Annotated in this window: 22 protein-coding genes and 1 pseudogene; 7 read left to right on the top strand and 16 right to left on the bottom strand. The window is 34.9% G+C overall.

The window, feature by feature from the left end:
* Nucleotides 1-142: 142 nt before the first annotated feature.
* The 5 genes from ACQKMI_RS14400 to ACQKMI_RS14380 all read right to left on the bottom strand — a co-directional run bounded on the left by ACQKMI_RS14400 (nt 143) and on the right by ACQKMI_RS14380 (nt 4,373).
* Nucleotides 143-892, bottom strand: a complete 750-nt coding sequence (locus ACQKMI_RS14400) for a VOC family protein (RefSeq protein WP_427489971.1) — start codon at nt 890-892, stop codon at nt 143-145.
* Nucleotides 893-1,137: 245 nt separating this feature from the next.
* On the bottom strand, nt 1,138-1,848 hold the full coding sequence (locus ACQKMI_RS14395; RefSeq protein WP_427489969.1) for an ABC transporter permease: 711 nt from the start codon (nt 1,846-1,848) through the stop codon (nt 1,138-1,140).
* A gap of 11 nt (nt 1,849-1,859) precedes the next feature.
* Nucleotides 1,860-2,555 (bottom strand): ABC transporter ATP-binding protein, encoded by a 696-nt coding sequence (locus ACQKMI_RS14390; RefSeq protein WP_427489967.1) that lies wholly within the window; start codon nt 2,553-2,555, stop codon nt 1,860-1,862.
* 113 nt (nt 2,556-2,668) lie between these two features.
* Complete coding sequence (locus ACQKMI_RS14385; protein ID WP_427489965.1) at nt 2,669-3,217, bottom strand: PadR family transcriptional regulator; 549 nt, start codon at nt 3,215-3,217, stop codon at nt 2,669-2,671.
* A 256-nt stretch (nt 3,218-3,473) separates the two neighbouring features.
* The gene (locus ACQKMI_RS14380) at nt 3,474-4,373 is read right to left on the bottom strand and encodes a LysR family transcriptional regulator (RefSeq protein WP_427489963.1); all 900 of its coding nucleotides are present in this window, start codon (nt 4,371-4,373) and stop codon (nt 3,474-3,476) included.
* A gap of 279 nt (nt 4,374-4,652) precedes the next feature.
* Here ACQKMI_RS14380 and ACQKMI_RS14375 point away from each other — a divergent pair, with 279 nt between their 5' ends.
* Nucleotides 4,653-5,969: an aspartate aminotransferase family protein gene (locus tag ACQKMI_RS14375; RefSeq protein ID WP_427489961.1), complete on the top strand. Its 1,317-nt coding sequence runs from the start codon at nt 4,653-4,655 to the stop codon at nt 5,967-5,969.
* Entirely contained in the window at nt 5,970-7,379 is a 1,410-nt protein-coding gene (locus ACQKMI_RS14370) for a sodium:solute symporter (protein ID WP_427489959.1), read from the top strand.
* Between the two features lie 192 nt (nt 7,380-7,571).
* On the opposite strand, the gene ACQKMI_RS14365 is transcribed toward ACQKMI_RS14370, so the two are convergent.
* The 4 genes from ACQKMI_RS14365 to ACQKMI_RS14350 all read right to left on the bottom strand — a co-directional run bounded on the left by ACQKMI_RS14365 (nt 7,572) and on the right by ACQKMI_RS14350 (nt 10,640).
* The gene (locus ACQKMI_RS14365) at nt 7,572-8,417 is read right to left on the bottom strand and encodes an MBL fold metallo-hydrolase (RefSeq protein WP_427489957.1); all 846 of its coding nucleotides are present in this window, start codon (nt 8,415-8,417) and stop codon (nt 7,572-7,574) included.
* A 316-nt stretch (nt 8,418-8,733) separates the two neighbouring features.
* Nucleotides 8,734-9,180: a hypothetical protein gene (locus ACQKMI_RS14360; protein ID WP_427489955.1), complete on the bottom strand. Its 447-nt coding sequence runs from the start codon at nt 9,178-9,180 to the stop codon at nt 8,734-8,736.
* Nucleotides 9,177-9,467: a hypothetical protein gene (locus ACQKMI_RS14355; RefSeq protein ID WP_427489953.1), complete on the bottom strand. Its 291-nt coding sequence runs from the start codon at nt 9,465-9,467 to the stop codon at nt 9,177-9,179. Before ACQKMI_RS14355 ends, ACQKMI_RS14360 begins: the two co-directional genes overlap by 4 nt.
* A gap of 414 nt (nt 9,468-9,881) precedes the next feature.
* Nucleotides 9,882-10,640 (bottom strand): class I SAM-dependent methyltransferase, encoded by a 759-nt coding sequence (locus ACQKMI_RS14350; RefSeq protein ID WP_427490127.1) that lies wholly within the window; start codon nt 10,638-10,640, stop codon nt 9,882-9,884.
* Nucleotides 10,641-10,892: 252 nt separating this feature from the next.
* Here ACQKMI_RS14350 and ACQKMI_RS14345 point away from each other — a divergent pair, with 252 nt between their 5' ends.
* On the top strand, nt 10,893-11,465 hold the full coding sequence (locus ACQKMI_RS14345) for a GNAT family N-acetyltransferase (protein ID WP_427489951.1): 573 nt from the start codon (nt 10,893-10,895) through the stop codon (nt 11,463-11,465).
* Between the two features lie 144 nt (nt 11,466-11,609).
* Complete coding sequence (locus ACQKMI_RS14340) at nt 11,610-11,993, top strand: DUF2809 domain-containing protein (RefSeq protein WP_427490125.1); 384 nt, start codon at nt 11,610-11,612, stop codon at nt 11,991-11,993.
* A 537-nt stretch (nt 11,994-12,530) separates the two neighbouring features.
* Here the strand turns inward: ACQKMI_RS14340 and ACQKMI_RS14335 are convergent.
* The 5 genes from ACQKMI_RS14335 to ACQKMI_RS14315 are packed head-to-tail and all read right to left on the bottom strand — an operon-like array spanning nt 12,531 to nt 16,631.
* Nucleotides 12,531-13,289, bottom strand: coding sequence for a tyrosine-protein phosphatase (locus tag ACQKMI_RS14335; protein WP_427489949.1), 759 nt, complete (start codon nt 13,287-13,289; stop codon nt 12,531-12,533).
* A 14-nt stretch (nt 13,290-13,303) separates the two neighbouring features.
* The gene (gene phnC / locus ACQKMI_RS14330; protein WP_427489947.1) at nt 13,304-14,071 is read right to left on the bottom strand and encodes a phosphonate ABC transporter ATP-binding protein; all 768 of its coding nucleotides are present in this window, start codon (nt 14,069-14,071) and stop codon (nt 13,304-13,306) included.
* Between the two features lie 10 nt (nt 14,072-14,081).
* Complete coding sequence (locus ACQKMI_RS14325; protein WP_427489945.1) at nt 14,082-14,906, bottom strand: PhnE/PtxC family ABC transporter permease; 825 nt, start codon at nt 14,904-14,906, stop codon at nt 14,082-14,084.
* On the bottom strand, nt 14,906-15,688 hold the full coding sequence (gene phnE / locus ACQKMI_RS14320; protein ID WP_427489943.1) for a phosphonate ABC transporter, permease protein PhnE: 783 nt from the start codon (nt 15,686-15,688) through the stop codon (nt 14,906-14,908). Before phnE ends, ACQKMI_RS14325 begins: the two co-directional genes overlap by 1 nt.
* 10 nt (nt 15,689-15,698) lie before the next feature.
* Entirely contained in the window at nt 15,699-16,631 is a 933-nt protein-coding gene (locus ACQKMI_RS14315; protein ID WP_427489941.1) for a phosphate/phosphite/phosphonate ABC transporter substrate-binding protein, read from the bottom strand.
* A gap of 170 nt (nt 16,632-16,801) precedes the next feature.
* Between ACQKMI_RS14315 and ACQKMI_RS14310 the strand changes: the two genes are divergently transcribed.
* Both ACQKMI_RS14310 and ACQKMI_RS14305 read left to right on the top strand, forming a co-directional pair.
* Nucleotides 16,802-17,467 carry a GntR family transcriptional regulator gene (locus ACQKMI_RS14310; RefSeq protein WP_427489939.1) on the top strand — a complete coding sequence of 222 codons (666 nt, stop codon included), beginning with the start codon at nt 16,802-16,804 and terminating at the stop codon, nt 17,465-17,467.
* Nucleotides 17,468-17,727: 260 nt separating this feature from the next.
* A pseudogene (locus ACQKMI_RS14305) lies at nt 17,728-17,925 on the top strand (GNAT family N-acetyltransferase); the annotation flags it as partial.
* Nucleotides 17,926-18,109: 184 nt separating this feature from the next.
* Here the strand turns inward: ACQKMI_RS14305 and ACQKMI_RS14300 are convergent.
* Nucleotides 18,110-18,904 carry a serine hydrolase gene (locus ACQKMI_RS14300; RefSeq protein ID WP_427489937.1) on the bottom strand — a complete coding sequence of 265 codons (795 nt, stop codon included), beginning with the start codon at nt 18,902-18,904 and terminating at the stop codon, nt 18,110-18,112.
* Nucleotides 18,905-19,300: 396 nt separating this feature from the next.
* On the opposite strand from ACQKMI_RS14300, the gene ACQKMI_RS14295 reads away from it, so the two are divergent.
* Nucleotides 19,301-19,567: a hypothetical protein gene (locus ACQKMI_RS14295; RefSeq protein WP_427489935.1), complete on the top strand. Its 267-nt coding sequence runs from the start codon at nt 19,301-19,303 to the stop codon at nt 19,565-19,567.
* Nucleotides 19,568-19,851: 284 nt separating this feature from the next.
* Here ACQKMI_RS14295 and ACQKMI_RS14290 read toward each other — a convergent pair whose 3' ends face one another.
* Nucleotides 19,852-20,055, bottom strand: a complete 204-nt coding sequence (locus ACQKMI_RS14290) for a hypothetical protein (protein WP_376074249.1) — start codon at nt 20,053-20,055, stop codon at nt 19,852-19,854.
* Nucleotides 20,056-20,163 lie beyond the last annotated feature (108 nt).

Raw genomic sequence — 20,163 nt, 5'->3', positions numbered from 1 at the left:
ATTACAAAATGACCAGACTCCATTTCGAGTTCTGGTCATTATTTTTCTTTTGCTTTGGCTCTTTTCGTATAGATCGTTGCTTTTGGTTTGGTTATCTTCTTCAGCTCAGCCCCCGTTAGTTTAAGAAGACAATTTTATGAAATCAATTATTTTTAATGATCAAGTTGTTTCCTATCTTAATTTGTTTAGTAGATTTTTCTTCATTCTCACAGTCCAATATTACTTCAACTGAATGTTTTTTAGATTCTACAAAAGAAATGATTTGTCTTCCTAGAGAAACAGTGATTGTACTATCGTTCATTTTATAATCTTGAAAAAGTGTTTTTATTATAATTTTGTCTTGTTCAGCCAATGTGCCATAAATCTTTACTTCTAATATTCCATTAATGTTCTTTTCCTTACTATTCGGTACCATATATTTTTGCATAAATGCTTTACTTTTTTCATCATTAAGTTGTTGTAAGAAAAATTGAAAAGGCATTCCTTCAAATTTAGGTAAATATGAATTTTTCCAAGGCATTTCCTTACTTAGTAGTTTAAAGAACCATTTGAATTTTAAAGGTTTCGGCGTTGATGCTAGAATGTTCTGACTAATAAGTTTCTGATATGTTCCTTCAATATCATCTACTTCTAATGCAAAACCAATAAGTCCCCTATGCCCACTATGATAGTCCTCAGTCCAACCTTCTATCCAGCCCCCACCATCTTTTGATTTGATTTTAATCAACTCAAAATATTCATTCCCAATCCATATGTTCGATACCTTAAACCCTTTCGTACCCTTTCCCCATTTCGGTTCATATGGAAGACCAATAGTGTGAACTTTCCTAATAAAATTTTCATCTTCTTGTACAAAACTATCAACATTTACAACTAAATGGTCAATCTTCAAATAATTCTCCCCCAATAAGTGATTTTCTTTCACTAATCTCCCTTTACTTTGATATGCTTCCCCTTATCAACTAGACATTCCTGTTAAGTTAGTTAAATTCTTCATTCTTCTTTGATAAACGATTTTCAATACTACTTCAACATTTCTTATAAATATCCCTTAATCCCTTCTCATTCGACTAGCCTGCACCGTTAGTTGAATAGCAACAATCTTTTCGAAAATAGCCTTTGCTTTACTTTGAACAATTATTTGTCACTATACTTGAATGTTTTTAAGGAAATAATAAGTGTCAATGCTAAGCATCCTATTAAAAGGAGTAAAGATTGTCCCCATGTACTAAAGTTATTTATAAATGCAGCTTTAATCCCATTTAAAAACCATTCAAATGGATTTACCAGACTAATATATCGTATAAAGTTTGGCGCCTTTTCCATTGTAAAAAATGCATTGCTACAAAGTAACATTGGGATCATCAGTACATTGGCAGACATACTTAAATGTCCCTCGTTTTTCACGAGGCTTGATATAAAAAAGCTTAAAAAAACAAAACTTAATGAGGCTATTAGAATAATCGGTGTCATATATAAGAAGGTATTAAAAGGAAAATCTAGATGATTGATAACGATAGAAAATAAAAGCACGATATAAGATAAGATAATGGCAACAATTGCCCACGAACTCGAAATACTAATGATATATTTCCATAAAGGCATAGGTGTAGCGTGAAGTAAATTATAAACACCTCTTTTTCTTTGCGATAACGCTATAAAAGCAGTGGTCATAAACGAATAAAAAAATACACTCATGGCAATGATTCCTTCTACATAATTTTCTGCATAGCTCGGTAAAAATAACCTTAGCGCAATAATCGCAGCAAATGGCATTAATATTGACCAAAATAGTAAATACATATCTTTTATACTGGATTTCAAATTTAATACGAAAACTGCCTTCATTTTCTCACTCCTCACTTCGTTAATTCAAAAAATAATTCTTCTAAATTTTGAGTTTGGTAGTGCTCCATTAAACTATCAGGTGAGCCATTGGCAACTATATTCCCATGATGCATGATCAAAACTCTGTCAGCTACATTCATTACCTCCAACATATCGTGGGAAGAAAATAAGACAGCAACCCCGCTATCTTTTAAACGCTTAATGATTTGTTGAATTTCTCTTTGTCCTCTAGGATCCAATCCTGCAGATGGTTCATCTAAAATTACTAGTTTAGGGTTATGCAAAGTTGTCACGATAATGGCCAGGCGCTTTTGCTGTCCTAATGACAGTTTAATAGCAGGCATTTTTTTCACCTGCAATAAATCAAAAGCTGCAAGTTTTTCATCTATCAGCATTTTTGTTAACGAAACTCCATAAAATGCAGCAAATAATTTCACATTATCCTCTACAGAATAGCCCTCGAAAAAAGGTGTTGTTTGAAGCTGCGTACCTATTTCCTTTTGGTAATCAGATGTCCAGTATTTAATTGTTCCACTGTCTTGAGGAATAATGCCAAGAAGCATGCCAATAGTTGTTGTTTTACCAGCACCATTTGTGCCCACTAAAGCTACTACCTCCCCCTCTTTAATATCAACATCTATATGATCAACGACACACCTAGTTTTATAACTCTTCATTAATTGACTAGCACTAATTAACTTTTTCATATTTCCCCCTCATATCACTTATGCCTCGGCATAAGTGTAGATATCCAAACGCCTGCCGAAAGAAGTTAACATTGTATATTCAACGTTGAATATACAGCTATTTTTTAACTCCCTCATTCGAGAGAGTTATTGTTTTTCATAATTTCAATAGCTTGATATACAAATTTTGATTGTACTTTTATAATTTCTAACATATTATCAAATGTTAGTTTTGTTAATGCTGGCAGTTCTCCTTGCAAAGCAATCAATTTGGCCTCATAGCCAGCATGAATAGCCTTTTCTTCTTGTTCCAAAATTTTCTTCTGCTTTTCTAATGCTTCCACAGCTTTAGCATTTGGCAGTTTAAATGCAAAGGATACACCAGAATACAAAGTTGTAGGATAAACTACAGAGGATTTTTCAAGAGCCTCGATAATTAATTCTTGCTCATGCTCCCTGCCCTTTTCAGTAATTTGGTAAATTGCTTTTTGTCTATGACCCGTGGATTCAATACTAGCCACCTCTATATAGCCATCTTTTTCAAGCTTTTTTAGAGCATTATAGATAGAGCCGATTAGCACACCACCCCATCGTTCAGCGTCACTTAATTCAAGCATTACTTTAATATCATAGCCAGTCATTGGTTTTAGCCCCAACATAGCAAGAACTAATAGCCTTGTCATAATAATCACCTTTTTATATTCAACGTTGAATAAGTTGAATATACCGTTTTTGAAATTTTTTGTCAATTGGTTTTATAATTATTTTTAAAATGTTGTAAAAATCTAAATTCACTATAATAAAGTATTTTATGATAAAATATATCATATTGCGCCATCAAAGGGGCATGTACCAATTCAGGCTGTAGCAAATTTATTTGCTACAGTTTTTTTCTTTTCAATTTTATTTCCTATTTTCTAATACTCGCTTTTTTGCAATTTAACCAAATGATTCACTAAGATTATTGCTCACTGGCCAAGCGTTTTGTAAAAATTCATGAAACGTTAGTATATTCGGTTCATTTGAGCGAACTTTTAAATTAATGGCTGATGTAATTATAGATTCTGAAACATGCTGGAGGATCGTAATCGAACCGTCCTGTATTTCTTTCTCAATAGCATTTTGACCTAAAATCGCATAGCCTGTTCCGTTCAACACCGCACGCTTTATCATCTCATCACTTCCACCAACCATAATAGTGGACTGAGGTTGAAATTCGGCTTTTTTGAAGTATTGTTCTATGATATTGCTGAAACTACAATGATAGTCATAGGAGATAAAGGTAGCTTCTCTTATAATTTCATGAAAACTTCTTTCTTTGCAAATTTCAGAAGAAGCAACTAAAAAAGCCTTTTCCTCTTCTAAAAAAGTTTTTCTGATATCGATATCATTACACTCATTCGCAATTATGGCGATATCCGCCACATGGTCTCGTACACTTTTGATAGCATGTACACTGTTTAATGGTAAAAGGCTTATTTTCACAGTCGGGTATATTTCCAAATAAGCATTTACAATCGGCGAAAGATGTTGAGTACAATAATATTCTGAGGCAGCAATCGTCAGAATGCCAGAAGGTCCATGTAATTCTTCCATGTCTTTTTCTAACTTATCTATAAAGATAAATAAGCTATCGACATGGTCTTTTAGCTTTTTACCAGCAGCTGTTAGTAGCGTCTTTTTACCAACTCTTGTTAATAGAGTGTGATTCAATTCTTTTTCTAAAGACTGTATTTGTAGCGTAATAGTTGGCTGTGTATACCCTAATCTTTTGGCAGCCCTTGTGATATTTAATTCTTCTGCAACTACTTGAAAGGTTTTTAAATTCCTTAGTTCCATCTAATCACCATCTACTTTCCCCTTATTCCCACAAAAATAAATTTTCCCCAAAGATGTATTTCCATTATAAAGTAATAATTACCCTACTTCCATTTAAGAAATTGAGATGTATTTAACTTCTATTAATTTTCATTGTAGCTGTTAACAATTATGGAATCCCATCTCAAATACCATTTATCAACAATTTTTTAACTATTAATTTTTCTTATAGTAGGCATTTGACGTATTATCTGAATTAAAGGAAAATTCTTTCAACACCAACGAAATGGGGATGAGTTTATGATCGATTGGAAAAACATTAATGAAGAAGGCTTATTAGCGCCTACAATGGCGAAGGATTTTCCAAACTTACAGGTAGTTAAATCGGAGGGATTATTTTATATAGGATTCGACGGTAGAAAGTATCTAGACTTTACTTCCGGTATTGCTACAGAAAATACAGGGCACAGACATCCCAAAGTCATTACTGCGATTAAAAATCAAGTTGATTATTTAGTTCATGGTCCTATCGGTATTATTAATTACGATTCCATTATTCTATTAGCTAAGAAATTGAGAAAGATTCTACCACAGTCATTAGATTGTTTTTTCTTTGGAAATAGCGGAGCAGAAGCAATTGAAGGTGCAGTAAAATTAGCAAGACATGTAACTAGGAGGCCTTACGTTGTTTCTTTCCTTGGAGGATTTCATGGAAGAACGATGGGAGCCTTAAGCCTCACTACATCAAAAAGTAAATACAGAAAGAATTTACCGGTTGGAGCAAACATGACATATCAATTACCATATGCTCAATTATCGGAAACACCAGCAGGTTTAAACCATGATGAATATTGGTCAGAACACGTTGAAAAAGATTTTGAACGTTTATTTAATCATCAAGTGTCTCCAGATGAAGTGGCAGCTGTTATTTTAGAACCTGTTCTAGGAGAAGGCGGTTATGTTATCCCTCCAAAAGCATGGTTACAAAAAATAAAAGAAATCTGTGATCGCTACGGAATTTTATTAATCTTCGATGAAGTTCAGACTGGTTTTGGTCGAACTGGTGACTGGTTTGCGGCAAATCGATTTGGTGTGATCCCTGATATTATGGCGATTGCAAAGGGAATCGCAAGTGGTCTGCCCCTTAGCGCAACAGTAGCTTCACGGGAATTAATGGAACAATGGACAATTGGCAGTCATAGCACTACATTTGGTGGAAATCCTATTGCATGTGCGGCAGCATGCGCTACAATAGACGTTCTAGAAGGTGAAGGTTTAGTAGAAAATGCTAGAATATTAGGTGACTATGCATTAAATAAATTAATACACTTAAAAGAAAAACATCACACGATTGGAGAAGTTCGTGGAATTGGTTTGATGCTAGGAATTGAAATTATTCATCCCGAAACTCGAGAACCAAATGGTAAGGGGTTAATGAATATTCTGGAGAAGTGTCTGCATAAAGGAGTTATTTACTATTTAAGCGGTAATAAGGGAGAAGTAATTCGAATGATGCCTCCATTAAATATAGATAAAGAACATTTAGACTTAGGAATTTCCTTGCTTGACGAAGCGATTACTGAATACGAATTAGAATTAAGTTCGGGGGGTGTATAAATGAATATACTGGATACTTTTATTCTTCTTCTCTATTTTGGTGCTTTAATAATTGTCGGAATAATCGGAATTAAAAAAGCGAAATCTGAAAAAGATTTTGTCCTCGCAGGAAGTCGTCTAGGGTATTACAGCCACGTAGGTTGTTTAGCAGCTGTTATTATCGGTGGTGCGGCTACTATGGGGTCAACGACATTAGGTTATAATTACGGGGTTTCTGGTCTTTGGTTTGTTTCGATGATGGGCTTTGGTATAGCTGCCTTGGGGCTTTTCGTCGTTAATAAAATTGGTGGATATGAGGTTTTTACTATTAGTCAGTTACTAGGAAAGCGCTTTGGTGAAGGAACTCAGCTTATTAGTGCGATTGTTACTGCCATCTATACCCTGATGGTCGTGGTAACACAAGTAATTGGTATGGGAAATGTTATTCACGTATTACTGGGCTGGTCCCTTATTCCTTCTATGATTATTGGCGGAGGAATCGTGCTCTTTTATACAATATTAGGGGGCATGTGGAGTATTACTTTAACAGATATTATACAATTTATTGTCATGACTATCGGTGTGTTTTTCATTATGTTCCCGTTTAGCGTAAACAGTGTCGGAGGATTAACAGCTCTATTTAGTAGTGTGCCAGAAGCGCATCTTAGCTTTACAAATATCGGTTGGGATCGTATCTTCCAATACTTTTTATTGTACTTCTTTGGTTTAATGGTTTCTCAAGACATCTGGCAGCGTGTATTTACAGCGAGAAATCAAAAAGTAGCGAAAAGCAGCGCTATTTCGGCCGGTGTATACAGTGTTTTCTATGGTTTAGTACTAAGTATTGTGGGGATGTGCGCACTTGTGCTACTTCCAAATCTAGGCGACTCTCAATCAGCGTTTACTAGTCTTGCATTAGAAATTCTTCCACCAGGCTTATTGGGGCTTGTTCTTGCTAGTGTTTGTTCTGCACTTATGTCAAATGCTTCAGGAGCTATCTTTGCTTCTGCGACCCTAATCACTAACGATATTATTAAGGTATACGTAAAAAAGGATATGACTGATAGAGATATCATCAATACATCGCGAATGGTCATACTTGGCTTAGGTGTATTAGCTATCATTTTCTCAGTATGGATTCAAAACATATTAGTGGCATTAGACATGGCCTACGCAATTTTATCAGGTGCTATCTTCGTACCTCTCATCATCGGTCTTTACTGGAAGCGTGTAACAAGTAAAGCTGCTTTCTATTCAATTATTGCTAGTTCACTAGTTATCTTTATTTCATTTATAATTTTTGGCATCACTTCTACACTACCGATTATTTATGGTTTAATTACTGGACTCGTCGTTATTGTTGGTTTCACGCTTATTATTCCCGAAAACAACATTGAGGTGGGTAAAAAAGATACGACAATTTACAAGTAAATATTTTCAAAGAGATCACAAACTCAATGTAAACTGCACTCCTAAAGTTAGAAACCTCTAACAAATGGAGATGCAGTTTTTTATGAGAAAATTTAATTCAGGATTAAAAAAAAAGCATTTTCATAGAATATTCTTCGGCATCATGACATCCTTAAGGTTTTCTTCCACCATTAAAAGTGACCTTTTGCTATATTAATTCAAATATTTGCTATGATTAGGTAAAGCAATCTGCTCGAATTCAGTTGCTAATTTATGCAAATTTCTAGAAAGCTCTTCCCCCTTCATTGGTAATCCATGTCCTGTAATAGCAACTGAAGGTTTTAGGGCCTCTAATTTTTTTACAGAATCCCAAGCAGCCTGCCAATCCGTCGTGAAATATCGTGGCGGCCCGCTAATTTCCTTTTTTTGTAGCAATACTTTGTAAAGCGACTCTTGTTTAACCGTAACAAATGCATCACCAACAATTAACGCTCGATCCTCTTCGCGAAATAATGATATATGCCCTGGCGTATGACCCGGTGTATGAATCCAACGAAAACCATTCATAAATGGAATACTGCCATCAGATGGGAGAGCCTCAACGTTGTTTCCTAAGTTAATAGCTTCATTCGGAAAAATGGATGACACTTTTGCTAGTAGACCACCATTTACACTAGGATCAGGTTCAGGATAATTTTTTATATCCATTAAATAAGGTAATTCTAAAGAATGTGCATAAACCGGCATACCCCAGTGTTCAATTAAATCGATTATCGCCCCAACATGATCAAAGTGACCGTGCGTCAAAATTAATGCTTTAGGTCGACTCTTGGATCCAAATCTCTCCTCGGTTATCGAAATAATTTCCTTTGCGCTTTTTGGCATGCCTGCATCAATTAATACAAACTCTCCCTTTTGAGGTTCACCATAGAGTACAATATTAACAATTTGAATCGTATGTTGGTATAAATCAGGCAATACTTCTACACCATCTCCACTCCAAATTGATGTTGCTGGAATATATTTAAAGTCGTTACCATAATGAATATCCTTATGCATGGAAAACCCTTCTTCCTTCATTGAATTGTAGATAATCCTATTTTTCCTTTATACAGTAAAAATATAGCAAGAAAAAAATGGGTTTTAATTAAATCCAATAAACTTAACAATCCAGTCGGTGTAGCCTTAGAATAATGATTGATTAAAAAATTTCCTTCAATCTTTTTTATCCGCAAATGCAAAAAACTCCATTTTGAAAAAAGATTGATCAAAATGGAGTTAATCTTTCTAACTAAGTATGAGATTTTTATAAATAAGTTTGATCAATAATACGAGCCTTCTACAACTAAAGTATAGTTAGTTGTAGAACAATCTTTTATTCCAAATAACCAAAAGCCTTTAGCTGCTTATATCTATTAACGGCAAGTATCCCTTTCCAAAATACCCTTGCTTTTTCGAAGCTTTCTGGATAACTTCCCCAACTCCAAGAAATATCCCAAAGTCCCTCATTAGTAATTTGTTCTAAGTAAAAATGTAAGTTTTTTTGAACTAATGTACCAAACCTTGAACAAAGCTGATGATCAGGTTTATCAATAAAATCCAAAGGAATAGCTTTATAGCCATGTATCCAAGTAGATGTATCCCTATCCACGCATTTTTCAGCAAGATCCATAATTTTTTCAGAAACTACTTCAAGAGAATATTTTGTTCTATCCTCAAAGTTAGATTCATGAGGTTTAATTATTTTAATAAGTTGCTGAAAGTTGTTTATTTCATGTCTATCCATTTCGCTCTTATTCATTAAATAATTTACTGCTTTCAAATCGAGCTCCAACCTATTTCTGAAGATTCACTTTTCTCGGTGGACCAATGCACAAGAAATGCAGCTAATTCCACCCCCGGATTAAACATCCAATTTTCTTGTATACCTTCGTGCCAATGCCACCAAGGCGCATGAGGATTCTCATTGTTCTCTGGTAACACAGTATCCCACATTCCCGTTTCCATATGATTAGTATTTATTAGATAGGAAATCACAGATTTTACCATTAGTTCCTCTTTATCAGCCCCAATGTCCATTAATATTTGCCCTGCTTTCCAGGTAGCCATAGGAGATGAATGCGGTAACCAAAAATCCGGCTCTATTCCATTCCCAAAGCCACCATCCTTGTTTTGGTATATTTTTAGCTGTCTGAGAACACTTTCCTTACTACCACTTTCAAACTCATATTCAAACAGAGAACGCTCTAATCCTCTAGCATTTGTTTTTATAACACTTTCGCTCTATCAAAATCACTATTAATAACTGTATTTTCCAATTAGAATCTCTCCTCATTTTCCAATCATGTGGTGATTTTTTAGTATTTTTAAAACTTCCATAGTCACTATACTTTTCCACTCGTTTTCTCCCAATCCAGCATCCCGTAACAGCAACCCGAATAAATGGACAAGGTTAATAAAAATATTTAGAAAAAAACCTGCTAGATGTTAGCTACTTTCTTAGCTAACATCTAGCAGGTTTACTTATTTGCGAACAGCTTCAAATGTAATTAATGAATGCTCTTTTGAAGGCTGTTTGTCATAAATATATTCAGCAGAACAAGTAATATCAGAAAAACCTAAGCTTGTTAATATGTGCTGGAATTCTTCTATTCCGTACCATCGCAACGGAAATCTTTGCAATTCTGAATCTATTAATTTACCATTTCTCCATTTTTCATATTTCAAAACGGTTAGCGTATATTGATCGATCCAGTTCATTTCAACGGCTCTTCTTTCTAATGCAATTCCTTCCTCTTTCGAAATTTCATAGTAAGATGAAGAAGTTTCCCCTGTTTGCCAGTCTGTAGGTAAAAGCAAGTCTACAATTAAACGTCCTCCAGGTATCAAATGATTATACATACATTTTAATGCACCCATTGCATCTTTTGAATTCTCTATTAAGCATAAAGAACCTGTAGGCATAACAATCGCTTCAAATTTTGAGTCTATTGAAAAATTGCTCAAGTTACCTTCATATAGATTTGCCATGAATCCTCTTTCTTCACAACGTTTTCTACATAAATCTAACATTTCAGGTGAGTAGTCAATTCCCTCAACATTATATCCCTTTTCAAGTAAAGGAATTAAGAAGCGCCCCGAACCTACTCCCGCTTCAAGCACTTTTCCCTTAGTTCCCTTTAATCGTTCAAGATAATATTCAATATCCCCACCAATAGAATATCCTACTGGTTTTGTCAAATCATAAAGTTCTGTACATAATGGACCGTAATAACTATACAATGTAATTCCTCCAATTTTTGCAGAAGAATCTATTATTCTTAGTTCTTCCACACCTTATTTATGTTTGATGGAAAAATAGAGCTGACTTTCATAATAAATCACTCACTTTCGTTATAATATAGTAAAATTATACATAATTACTCTAAATTTTACAAATAGTTTTTTAATTCCCAATAATCAAAAGAGCTGAAGAATGGTAAGAAGAACCTTACTGCTGGTCTTGTGCTCATTAAAAAATAAGGAGAGAATGCTATGAATAAAATAAAAGTGTTTGCAGAGTTCCCATTATTAAACTCCGAAAAGCTAGTACTAAAAAAAATTGAATATGCACACTTACAGGAACTATTTGCGATTTATGATAATGAAAAAGTTTTTGAATACTGCGGGATAATCCCTAAACATAATATCCAAACAGTGAGTAAAATGATTGGTCATTTTGATAGAGATTACAAAAAGGAAAGCATAGTTAAATGGGGCATTTTTCAAAAATCCCATAGCGATCAATTAGTAGGTATTATAGAAGCAATGGAATTTAATCAAAAAGTAAATATGGTGACGATTGGTTACTATTTAGCAGAGGACTATTGGGGTAAAGGCCTTGCATCTGATGCGGTAAACATACTTGTCAAATTTTTATTTGGGGAAGTTAATATCAATCGAATACAGGCCGAAGTAATGCCGTTAAATGAAGCATCTAAAAAGGTTCTCCAGAAAAATGGTTTTCTAAAAGAAGGACTTTTGAGACAAGCTAAAGTATGGTCTGGTAAAGGTGTTGTAGATTTAGAAATATACGGTTTGCTTAAAGAAGAATACATGGTGAACTAAATAATTAGGTACTCTTTCGTCAAAGGTGCATATACAGATAATTCTTCCGGACATCATTTATGAGATAATGGATTAATATTAACAACCGAAAGAGTGATTCTATTGACTAATGGGCATAAACCTATCAACTTGCAATACGGTAAAATGCGAGTAACTTATTTGATAGCTATTGCTATCACCATTTCACTCGGCTTAGCTTCAAGAAATTGGAGTACCCTACTCCCGTCATTTGTAGCGCAGAACGCAGGGGACATACTATGGGCTATGATGGTCTATTTCGGATTTCGATTATTGTTAGTGCGTAAGAGCAACCTCTCGGCTATTTGGCTCAGTTTTTTGTTTAGCTTCGGCATTGAATTTAGTCAGTTGTATCAGGAAGACTGGATTAATCAGATTCGCGGGACAACGCTCGGGGCTTTGATACTTGGCAAAGGTTTTCTTGTAGAGGATTTGGTTCGCTATACAGTAGGGATCATAATCGCTGCTGTTTTAGATACGGCGGCACTTAAGTTCACTTTTCGGAGTTAAATCAACAATTTAATTTTAGAAAAAAAGCTACTTGCAATTGTTTAATCTTAAACAATCGCCCCGCTAGTTAAAATTATAGTTGATTACCGAGAAATACTTTTAATATTAAGTCACGTTCTGGTACCTGTAATTTATGATACGATTCAAATAAAGAAGTTTTATCATAAGTTTATTCTTCCAGTTTAATTTCAACTATTTCTTTCAAGAATGCTATATTTGCATAAGGTGCAGTTGTTTTATTGTTACAACCAAGAGTACCAGGATTCAAGTATATCGTTTTAATCCTTATAACATAATACGAGGGGGATGATGGTGACCAAAACAAATCCATTCTTCGTTGTTACCTTCAAATAATTTTCTTGGTTTTCAATACTTGGGGTAACAATTGAACTAAATGGATCCTTACTAATATGTTCATTTATGTAACTATTTTTAATTTGGTAATGAGTAAATAAAAATGAATGTCCTTTTAACCAAAAAAGCCAACATACTTGGTGATATCAACAGCATGTTGGCTCTTACCTATTTCATAGCAACTTAAATAACTTCAAGGTAGTAATCTTTTAGTCGAGCCATTTCCACTTCATCGATGCCGAACTCCTCTTTGAAATATGCTTCATACGAAGAGTAGTTTTCTTTAATTCGATCAAATACGGTCTGCATATAAACTGCCTCTACACCAGCCATTTTCCCAAAAACGTCTTCATATTCAGTCATTTGTTCTTTCATTTTAGTAAACCATAGTGGTGGTTTTTTAGCCGTTGCCTCATTTGTTAAAAGATATTCTTCAATAATTGCTTCTTCTGATACGCCAAGCAATAAATAGATTAAAGCTGCACCGACACCTGTACGATCTTTCCCTGCTGCACAGTGGTGTACTAATGGAACTTGTTGCTCACGAATACACGCTAATAGTGCTTTATATGATTCATTTTCAAATAACATGTCCGCATAGAAATGACCAAGAGCATTTTCTCGTGTCCACATTGGATTTTTCAGCATATTTTCCAGCGATGTTGAGCTGTGGTCTAAATTTGTATTTGCAGGTACGCGAATGTTAGTAACACCTTCAATTGTTGGAGTTACGACTGTGCTTGCTTCGTGGTCATCACGATAATCAAAAATCACTTGAATGTTCATGTCTTTTAAACGGATAAGATCGGCATTTGTTGCATGACCTAGTTCACCACAACGAAATAGCAAACCCTTTTTTACACTGCGCCCATCTTTCGTTACTTGCCCACCCATATCACGAAAATTATAAATTTTTTCAAATGTCTCTAATAGTTGCATCATTTTTTTCCTCCTCCTCAGCTTGCTAGTAGCTCGTCTTCTTTTCCTTCATATAAACGCACGATTAACTCATCTGTTAAATCTTCTGGTTTGCCATCAAATAGTATTTGCCCTTTTTGAATAGCAATAATGCGCGTCGCATATTTTTTCGCCACGTCAACTTGGTGTAAGTTGACTAAACATGCAATGCCTTGTTCAAGACAATTTTCATAAATGCTCTCCATCACGATTGCAGACGATTTTGGGTCAAGTGACGCAATTGGTTCATCTGCTAAAATAAGTGCAGGGTTTTGTGCTAATGCACGACAAACGCCGACACGTTGGCGTTGACCACCACTTAGCTCATCAACGCGCTTGCGAATTTCATTTTCTAATCCGACTTTCTTCAATAAATGAATAGCCATTTCTTTTTGTGCTTCTGAATAGCGATTGAAAAGCCCTGACATAATACTCATACGCCCTAAATTTCCGTGTAGTACATTTTCTAGTACACTTAAGCGGTCGACGACATTATAATGTTGAAAAATCATGCCAATATTTGAGCGAAGTTTGCGTAAGCCCGTACCTTTCGCTGTCATTAGCGATTCACCTTCATAGACGATATCACCTGATGTTGGCGTGACAAGGCGATTAATAGAGCGAAGCAATGTTGATTTCCCCGCACCACTAGGGCCGATTACGGCGATAAATTCACCTTTATGCACATTAAATGAAATGCCTCGAAGTGCCTTTGTTCCATCTGCATATTCCATTTCTAATTGTTGAACTTGTAATAAAGGTTTCATCTAAATACTCCTAACGTAGTTTTTTTCGTAATAAGCCCGTGCATGTTTCAATCGTAAACATTGTCACAAAAACGATTAAAATACCCAGCGTCATGTCGCCAAAGTTGTAGTATGCAATGGAGTCTTGAATTAACATACCGACACCGCCTGCACCAACCACACCTAATACAACTGATTCAGATACATTCATCTCAAACTTAAAGGCAATTGTGGCGATAAAAATTGTTTTTAGCTTTGGTAGTAACCCTTTGAAAATAATTAAAATCCAACATGCACCAACCGAGCGAAGCGCTTCAATAGTATCATCACCAACTTCTTCAATTTGTGCCGCAAACGTTCTAATTAAATACGCAGCCGTCGGTAAAATAAGCCCTAAAATTCCCGCTGTATAACCGAAGCCAATACTTGCGACCGCAATTAATACCCAAACCGTCGTTGGCACTGCGCGAATGATCATGATGGAGAAGCGAATTATACGACTTAACATCATAGAAGGTGTAATGTTTCTTGCAACTAAAAAGGCGGTCATAATCGAAAGTACTAAACCGAAAATTAAGGCAAGTAACGCGACGGCTAGTGATGCTAGCATTTCACGTAAATAATCTGGCAACATCGCCGTTGAAATTTGCATCATATTTGACAGTGTTGCAGGCAGCTTTTCGACACCCACTACAAACTGTTTCCAATCAATATCCACAACGAGTAAACTAATGACGAACAAAAGCCCACTCACACCAAAAAATAGTTGTTGCTGCTGTTTCGTTTTAGCATGGGAAATCGGAATTTTCTTCTTCCTGCGAGTTGGCAACTGAATCGATTCTTGTTTCGCTGTCATTAAATAATTCGCTCCCTTAATTTTTGTGAAGTCGTTTCGACAATCATAATTAACACAATCATAATGACAATTGCCATCGCTGTTTTGTCATATTGGAATAGATCCATTGTTTGTTTAATCAGTGTACCGAGTCCTCCAGCGCCTACTAACCCTAGAATCGCACTCGCACGAATGCCAATCTCGACCATGAATAGCGACCAGTTTAAAAAGCTCGGCATAAATTGAGGTATCACCGCATGTTTTAATACATGGAAGTAGTTCCCCCCAACTGCCACAATCGCTTCTTCTGCATGCCCATCAAGTTCTTCAATCGCTTCTGAATACACACGTGCTAAAAAACTTGTACCGAAGACAACTAAGGCAAGCAATCCCGGTAAATTACCAATCCCAAAAATTACGACTAAAATCGCCGCCCAAACAAGCGCTGGGATATTTCGACAAAATGTTAAAGCTGCTTTTAATACCAATGCGATCGCTTTTGAAGGCGCTGTGTTTTGCGCCATTAAAATCGCTAAAACTAATCCTAAAACACAAGCGATTCCTGTCGCAATGAATGCTAAGAGAATCGTATCAATGACAGGCTCAATAAAGGTCTGCATCTCACTCATATCAGGTGGTAGGAAGTCCGTCAGTATAAACTGAACAAACGTCGGAATGGCATAGAAAAATCCCATTAAATCGAATTCAACATACCAAACCGAAAATAGAATGACTGAGATGAATAAGAATATATTAAGCGACTTTTTAATCTTCCTTGTTTTTGTATGTAAACTTGAATTCATCATAATCTCCTTAGTGCGCTAATAATTCTTCAGGGCTTAAGTTCAAGGATTCCGCAACTTTTCTAAACTCATCAAAATCGCTATCTTGTACTTCGACTAATTTTGTATCTTTACTGCCTGTTAATGCCTCTAAATATGTTGGGTCATCGTATGTTAATAAGAATTCTTTTACATCGTTTTTCGTTTCTTCTGAGTGATTGTCACGAATTGCATACGCACCGCCAGAACCTACTTCAATCGTTGGGACTTCTTCAATAATTTTGTAATCCTCTTTTTTGATGACACCGTTTTTTTCCATCATTTTAAGTACACCTGGTGATACAGTTGCCACATCATATTGTTTGTTCGTAACACCAATTACCGCTTTATCATGTCCACCAGCAAAGTTAATGCTCTTAAAGAATTTACCTTCTTTTTCAACTTCTTCAAGCGTTAAACCAAGGCTTTCAATTAAATATGATTTTGGCATTAAGTGACCTGACGTTGAAACAGGGTCCGCAAATCCAATCGTTTTACCTTTTAAGTCTTCTAATGACTCGATATCTGAATCACTTGCTGTAATGAATACGCTCATAGGCAGCGATGTATCTGTTTTAATACCTGCTAATGCCTCTGCGCCAGCACGCTCACTTGCGACAATATATGAAAATGCACCGAATAATGCTAAATCTGCTTTATCATTTTTCATTGCTTCGATTGCAGCATTGTAACTATTTGCTTGATAAGAAGTTACTTCCATTCCTAAGATTTTTTCTAAATCTTCTTCAAATGCTTTATCTACTTTTGCTTTTTGTTCTGAGTTTTCTTGTGGTAAATAGGCAATAATGAACTCATCTTGCTTATCTTCTTTAGCACCAGCTTCTTTCTCTCCACTACAACCAGCTAAAGCGAGCGCACCAACTAACATCGAACTTAATAAAAGTGACTTTTTGTACGTTTTCATGTTGACCTCCAAAAAATAATTTATTTATAAAACTTGTATACAAGATGAATATAACAGCTGAATGTTAATGATTTGTGAATTTGATGTAAGATAATTACTATAATGTTGTAAATGTGAATGACATCTTTTTCTAAATATACTACGCTAAGAATAGAAAGAGAGGCGCTAATATGACATCTTTAGCTGATCAGGCATATGAAATTTTATTAGAACGCTGCATTAAAGCAGACTATATGCCTGGAGAAAAACTATCCGAAAATAAATTAAGCGATGACTTAAACATGAGCCGCACGCCAATTCGTACTGCACTTATCCGGCTCATTCGTAAAAATTACATTCAGTCAATTGATAAAAAAGGCATCATCGTTAAAGGTTTTTCTCAAAAGACATTTTTGGATACATGCTTTTTTCTGGCAGATTTACAACAAATTGTCCTCACTGGTCTCATTCAAAAAAATAATGTGGAACTGCTGAAGATGCTTGATGGCATCATTGCAGAACAAATTAAAGCGCACGAGCAAAATGATTATTACCGTTATTTAATTTGCACATACGACTATATGGAAAAAACATTTGAAAGCTATAATAACGAAGTACTATTACAAGCGTTTAAAAATGTGCGTCAAAACACAACACGCATGTCGATGATTATTTATAACTTAACGAAGCAAGAACCGCACTATTCAACAATTAGCATGTTCCAAGCACTTAATGAAGGTTTAAAACAACAAAATCCGAAGAGTATTCATCATTATTTATTGCATAACAAAAAGCGAATGAACGAAATCCAACAACTTTTCAACGTGCACGGTGAACATTTGAAAATTGACTCCTAACAAAAATGGGTGATCTAAAATGGTGGGATAGTGGTGGAACTGCTACCATTATATTAGGAGGAGATTACCAAATGGCAAAAATAAAGAACGAACAAAATATAATGAAATAGCACCCCTCAAAGCTGATGACGTAGTCGATAGAAAGTCTTGGTAAGGAGCTACAAAGTATTTTACGAAACAGAGCTCTTAGACAAGAGTTACGATGGGGTTTGGGGGTGCTTGCTAAACGACGATGATATTTTTTAGGTTTAGGTGCATACCTTCAAGGAAGTTTGGTCGGATTTACCCACTTCCTAATTCTTCGCACAATATGGATGGAAGAAGCATGTTACTTACAAGACCTCTTCGTAGATGAAACTGCTCGAAGGCACGTTGTTGCTCGTGAACTCATTAAGCAGTTAGCTGATTATGCTTGCGAACATCAAGCTTCTAAGTTCTATTGGCAAACACGCGTGTAGCTTTTGAATAAAGTTCGATTAAAATTAAGTTGCAAACGCTAATTTTATACAGAAAGAAACCAACTGTTTTGAAACAAAGTTTGATCAAAACAGTTGGTTCTTTATTTATCTCGTTTGGTTTTTATAATAAAGACTGATTATTTCTGGATGCTCAATTAAAGCACCCGTTAGCTTAATAAGCCTTTTATAAATTAGATAGATTTTCACTTTCCAATTCAACTTCCTGATTGCAATACTCATCATAAAGTAATTTCATTGCATCAATAATTATTTCATCTGCTAATTTCTCTTTATATCGATTTGGTAACTCTTTTGCACCCAAAACAAATAATAACGGATTTTTAGAAAACTCACCTATTATCCCAATATCAACTACTACATTATCTAATCCACCAGCCATATGATTTAAGAAATGGCTTGGTATCCCTTCTATATCACCTCGTTGCCTAACTAAACCATTAATAACTGGAATCCATAAATTAGGATTAATTTTGTATCCTTGATGTATTAATCGTAAAAGTTCTAACATCTCACTCAATTCTCCATTGTTATCCAAGTCTCTTGGATTTTGAGTAATATTTATGCTTTTAAAATATGATTTTATTGTATTGTTAATCAATTCCCATCCACCACAAAATTGAACAATTCTCTCTGCGACAAAGCTATCGTGACAGGCTATCATAACTTCCACCGCATCCTGGAGTGTCAGGTTTTCTCTACTTTGAAAGTGAGGATACACTTCATCGCTATCCTCTTCTGGATTAAAAATTACATCTTCAACAATGTCAGTCCATTTATAGTGTCTTTCTTCAATCAATTTTGCGATACAAAAGGCAATCGCAACTTTTGCGGCTGAAGCAAGAGGTACTAATAGCCCCTTATTTAACGATAAAACTATATCCTGTTTTACCGGAGAATAAATAATAATCCCCACTTCACCTGACTCTAGTTCCTGTAATTTATCAAGAATTTTCTCCATATCCGAACCCCTCTTCACAGTATTTTCTATTCACTTGTTCTCTATGTAAACTTGTCCTACATTAACAATTAACCCCCCCTCAACAAGGTTACCACATATTACTAATTATTGTTAAACTATCCTGCGCCGTTAGTTCAATAAGAAAAAAAGAGCTGCCTATGCAACTCAATGATCTTCAAGTAAAGCACCCCGTTAGTTGAATAACATAACTTCCAATTTGAATCAATAATCAATTGAATTGGCTATATGCTCATTTTGTGTATTCTAATGTTTTTAAGGTATGATAAAGTAATATTAAATAAAGTATTATTGGTGTAAATTATAAATTTAGGGAATTTAAGGAGTGTGATTCAAATTTTAATCTCTTTATTCATAGTGTTTACAATTTTGTTTATAATGGCTTTCTTTCTAACTTATAAACGCTCTTGGAGCTTAAATTTAATTATTTGGGGAGTTTTCTCTGTACTAATTTTTTCACCTATAATCAGCTTTTTTCTTATAAAAATACCTCAGTATGTGACAGGAAACTCTTGGGCAGGGTTAATTGGTGTGTATGTTTTTCCACTTCTAGAAGTAATTTCACTTCTTATGTTTATAATTGGATGTATAGGTTATATAATAAAGAAAAAAGCAATTGAGAAATCGGAAGACAGCGTCGGTTAAAAAAAGATAGTAAAGCAGAAATGTTGTTTAAACTAACATTCCTGCTTTTTTTTGTATTAAAATATCGCAGAATTTAATTGATTTCGCTTGATACAATTTATCTTTATACATAAACGTAATTTGAATATCCCCTATACTCCAACTTTCTCACTTTTGTTTAGCTATTTACAAAATCCTTAACCATAAATATCCCTGTTAGCATTTTCCTTACGCAGTTTTAAATCAATACTGAAGGAAAACCAAAGTTCTTATTCAACTAATCTGCCCCGTTAGTTGGATAAAAGTTATTTCTTCTTTCTTGTTTGAATGTATTTTTCCGTCAATAATCCCGCATTAAACACCGATAAAATCATAATGAAAAAAAATATTACCCGAACGGTCGGATCCCTCTTGTCAGCAATAAACTCAATACTAGAAAAATTAACATAAACAAAGCCAAAAGCAACAAATATAGATAAGAAAAATTGCCCTTTTAAAGACTTAATCATAAAGTGCCCCCTATAAATAATTGAACTATCCTGCGTTAGTTTAAGAAAAAAGTGCTACCCCTAGACTTGAAGTAAAGCACCCCTTTTCGTTCAATATTTTACATATAT

This window comes from Lysinibacillus sp. NPDC097214 (genome assembly GCF_050277945.1).
GTDB classification, from domain to species: Bacteria; Bacillota; Bacilli; order Bacillales_A; family Planococcaceae; genus Lysinibacillus; species Lysinibacillus xylanilyticus_B.
Note: the sequence above shows the minus strand (reverse complement) of the source record. Positions and strands in the feature narration are given on the sequence as shown.

What these genes read in the sequence shown, in the direction of transcription:
- ACQKMI_RS14355 (WP_427489953.1), bottom strand. Translation starts at nt 9,467, where the DNA reads ATGGCTACCTGGAAAGCAGGGCAAATATTAATGGACATTGGGGCTGAT.
- ACQKMI_RS14390 (WP_427489967.1), bottom strand. Translation starts at nt 2,555, where the DNA reads ATGAAAAAGTTAATTAGTGCTAGTCAATTAATGAAGAGTTATAAAACT.
- ACQKMI_RS14345 (WP_427489951.1), top strand. Translation starts at nt 10,893, where the DNA reads ATGAATAAAATAAAAGTGTTTGCAGAGTTCCCATTATTAAACTCCGAA.
- ACQKMI_RS14335 (WP_427489949.1), bottom strand. Translation starts at nt 13,289, where the DNA reads ATGATGCAACTATTAGAGACATTTGAAAAAATTTATAATTTTCGTGAT.
- ACQKMI_RS14375 (WP_427489961.1), top strand. Translation starts at nt 4,653, where the DNA reads ATGATCGATTGGAAAAACATTAATGAAGAAGGCTTATTAGCGCCTACA.
- ACQKMI_RS14340 (WP_427490125.1), top strand. Translation starts at nt 11,610, where the DNA reads ATGCGAGTAACTTATTTGATAGCTATTGCTATCACCATTTCACTCGGC.
- ACQKMI_RS14300 (WP_427489937.1), bottom strand. Translation starts at nt 18,904, where the DNA reads ATGGAGAAAATTCTTGATAAATTACAGGAACTAGAGTCAGGTGAAGTG.
- ACQKMI_RS14310 (WP_427489939.1), top strand. Translation starts at nt 16,802, where the DNA reads ATGACATCTTTAGCTGATCAGGCATATGAAATTTTATTAGAACGCTGC.
- phnE (WP_427489943.1), bottom strand. Translation starts at nt 15,688, where the DNA reads ATGAATTCAAGTTTACATACAAAAACAAGGAAGATTAAAAAGTCGCTT.
- ACQKMI_RS14315 (WP_427489941.1), bottom strand. Translation starts at nt 16,631, where the DNA reads ATGAAAACGTACAAAAAGTCACTTTTATTAAGTTCGATGTTAGTTGGT.
- ACQKMI_RS14295 (WP_427489935.1), top strand. Translation starts at nt 19,301, where the DNA reads ATGGCTTTCTTTCTAACTTATAAACGCTCTTGGAGCTTAAATTTAATT.
- ACQKMI_RS14325 (WP_427489945.1), bottom strand. Translation starts at nt 14,906, where the DNA reads ATGACAGCGAAACAAGAATCGATTCAGTTGCCAACTCGCAGGAAGAAG.
- ACQKMI_RS14395 (WP_427489969.1), bottom strand. Translation starts at nt 1,848, where the DNA reads ATGAAGGCAGTTTTCGTATTAAATTTGAAATCCAGTATAAAAGATATG.
- ACQKMI_RS14365 (WP_427489957.1), bottom strand. Translation starts at nt 8,417, where the DNA reads ATGCATAAGGATATTCATTATGGTAACGACTTTAAATATATTCCAGCA.
- ACQKMI_RS14385 (WP_427489965.1), bottom strand. Translation starts at nt 3,217, where the DNA reads ATGACAAGGCTATTAGTTCTTGCTATGTTGGGGCTAAAACCAATGACT.
- ACQKMI_RS14290 (WP_376074249.1), bottom strand. Translation starts at nt 20,055, where the DNA reads ATGATTAAGTCTTTAAAAGGGCAATTTTTCTTATCTATATTTGTTGCT.
- phnC (WP_427489947.1), bottom strand. Translation starts at nt 14,071, where the DNA reads ATGAAACCTTTATTACAAGTTCAACAATTAGAAATGGAATATGCAGAT.
- ACQKMI_RS14370 (WP_427489959.1), top strand. Translation starts at nt 5,970, where the DNA reads ATGAATATACTGGATACTTTTATTCTTCTTCTCTATTTTGGTGCTTTA.
- ACQKMI_RS14380 (WP_427489963.1), bottom strand. Translation starts at nt 4,373, where the DNA reads ATGGAACTAAGGAATTTAAAAACCTTTCAAGTAGTTGCAGAAGAATTA.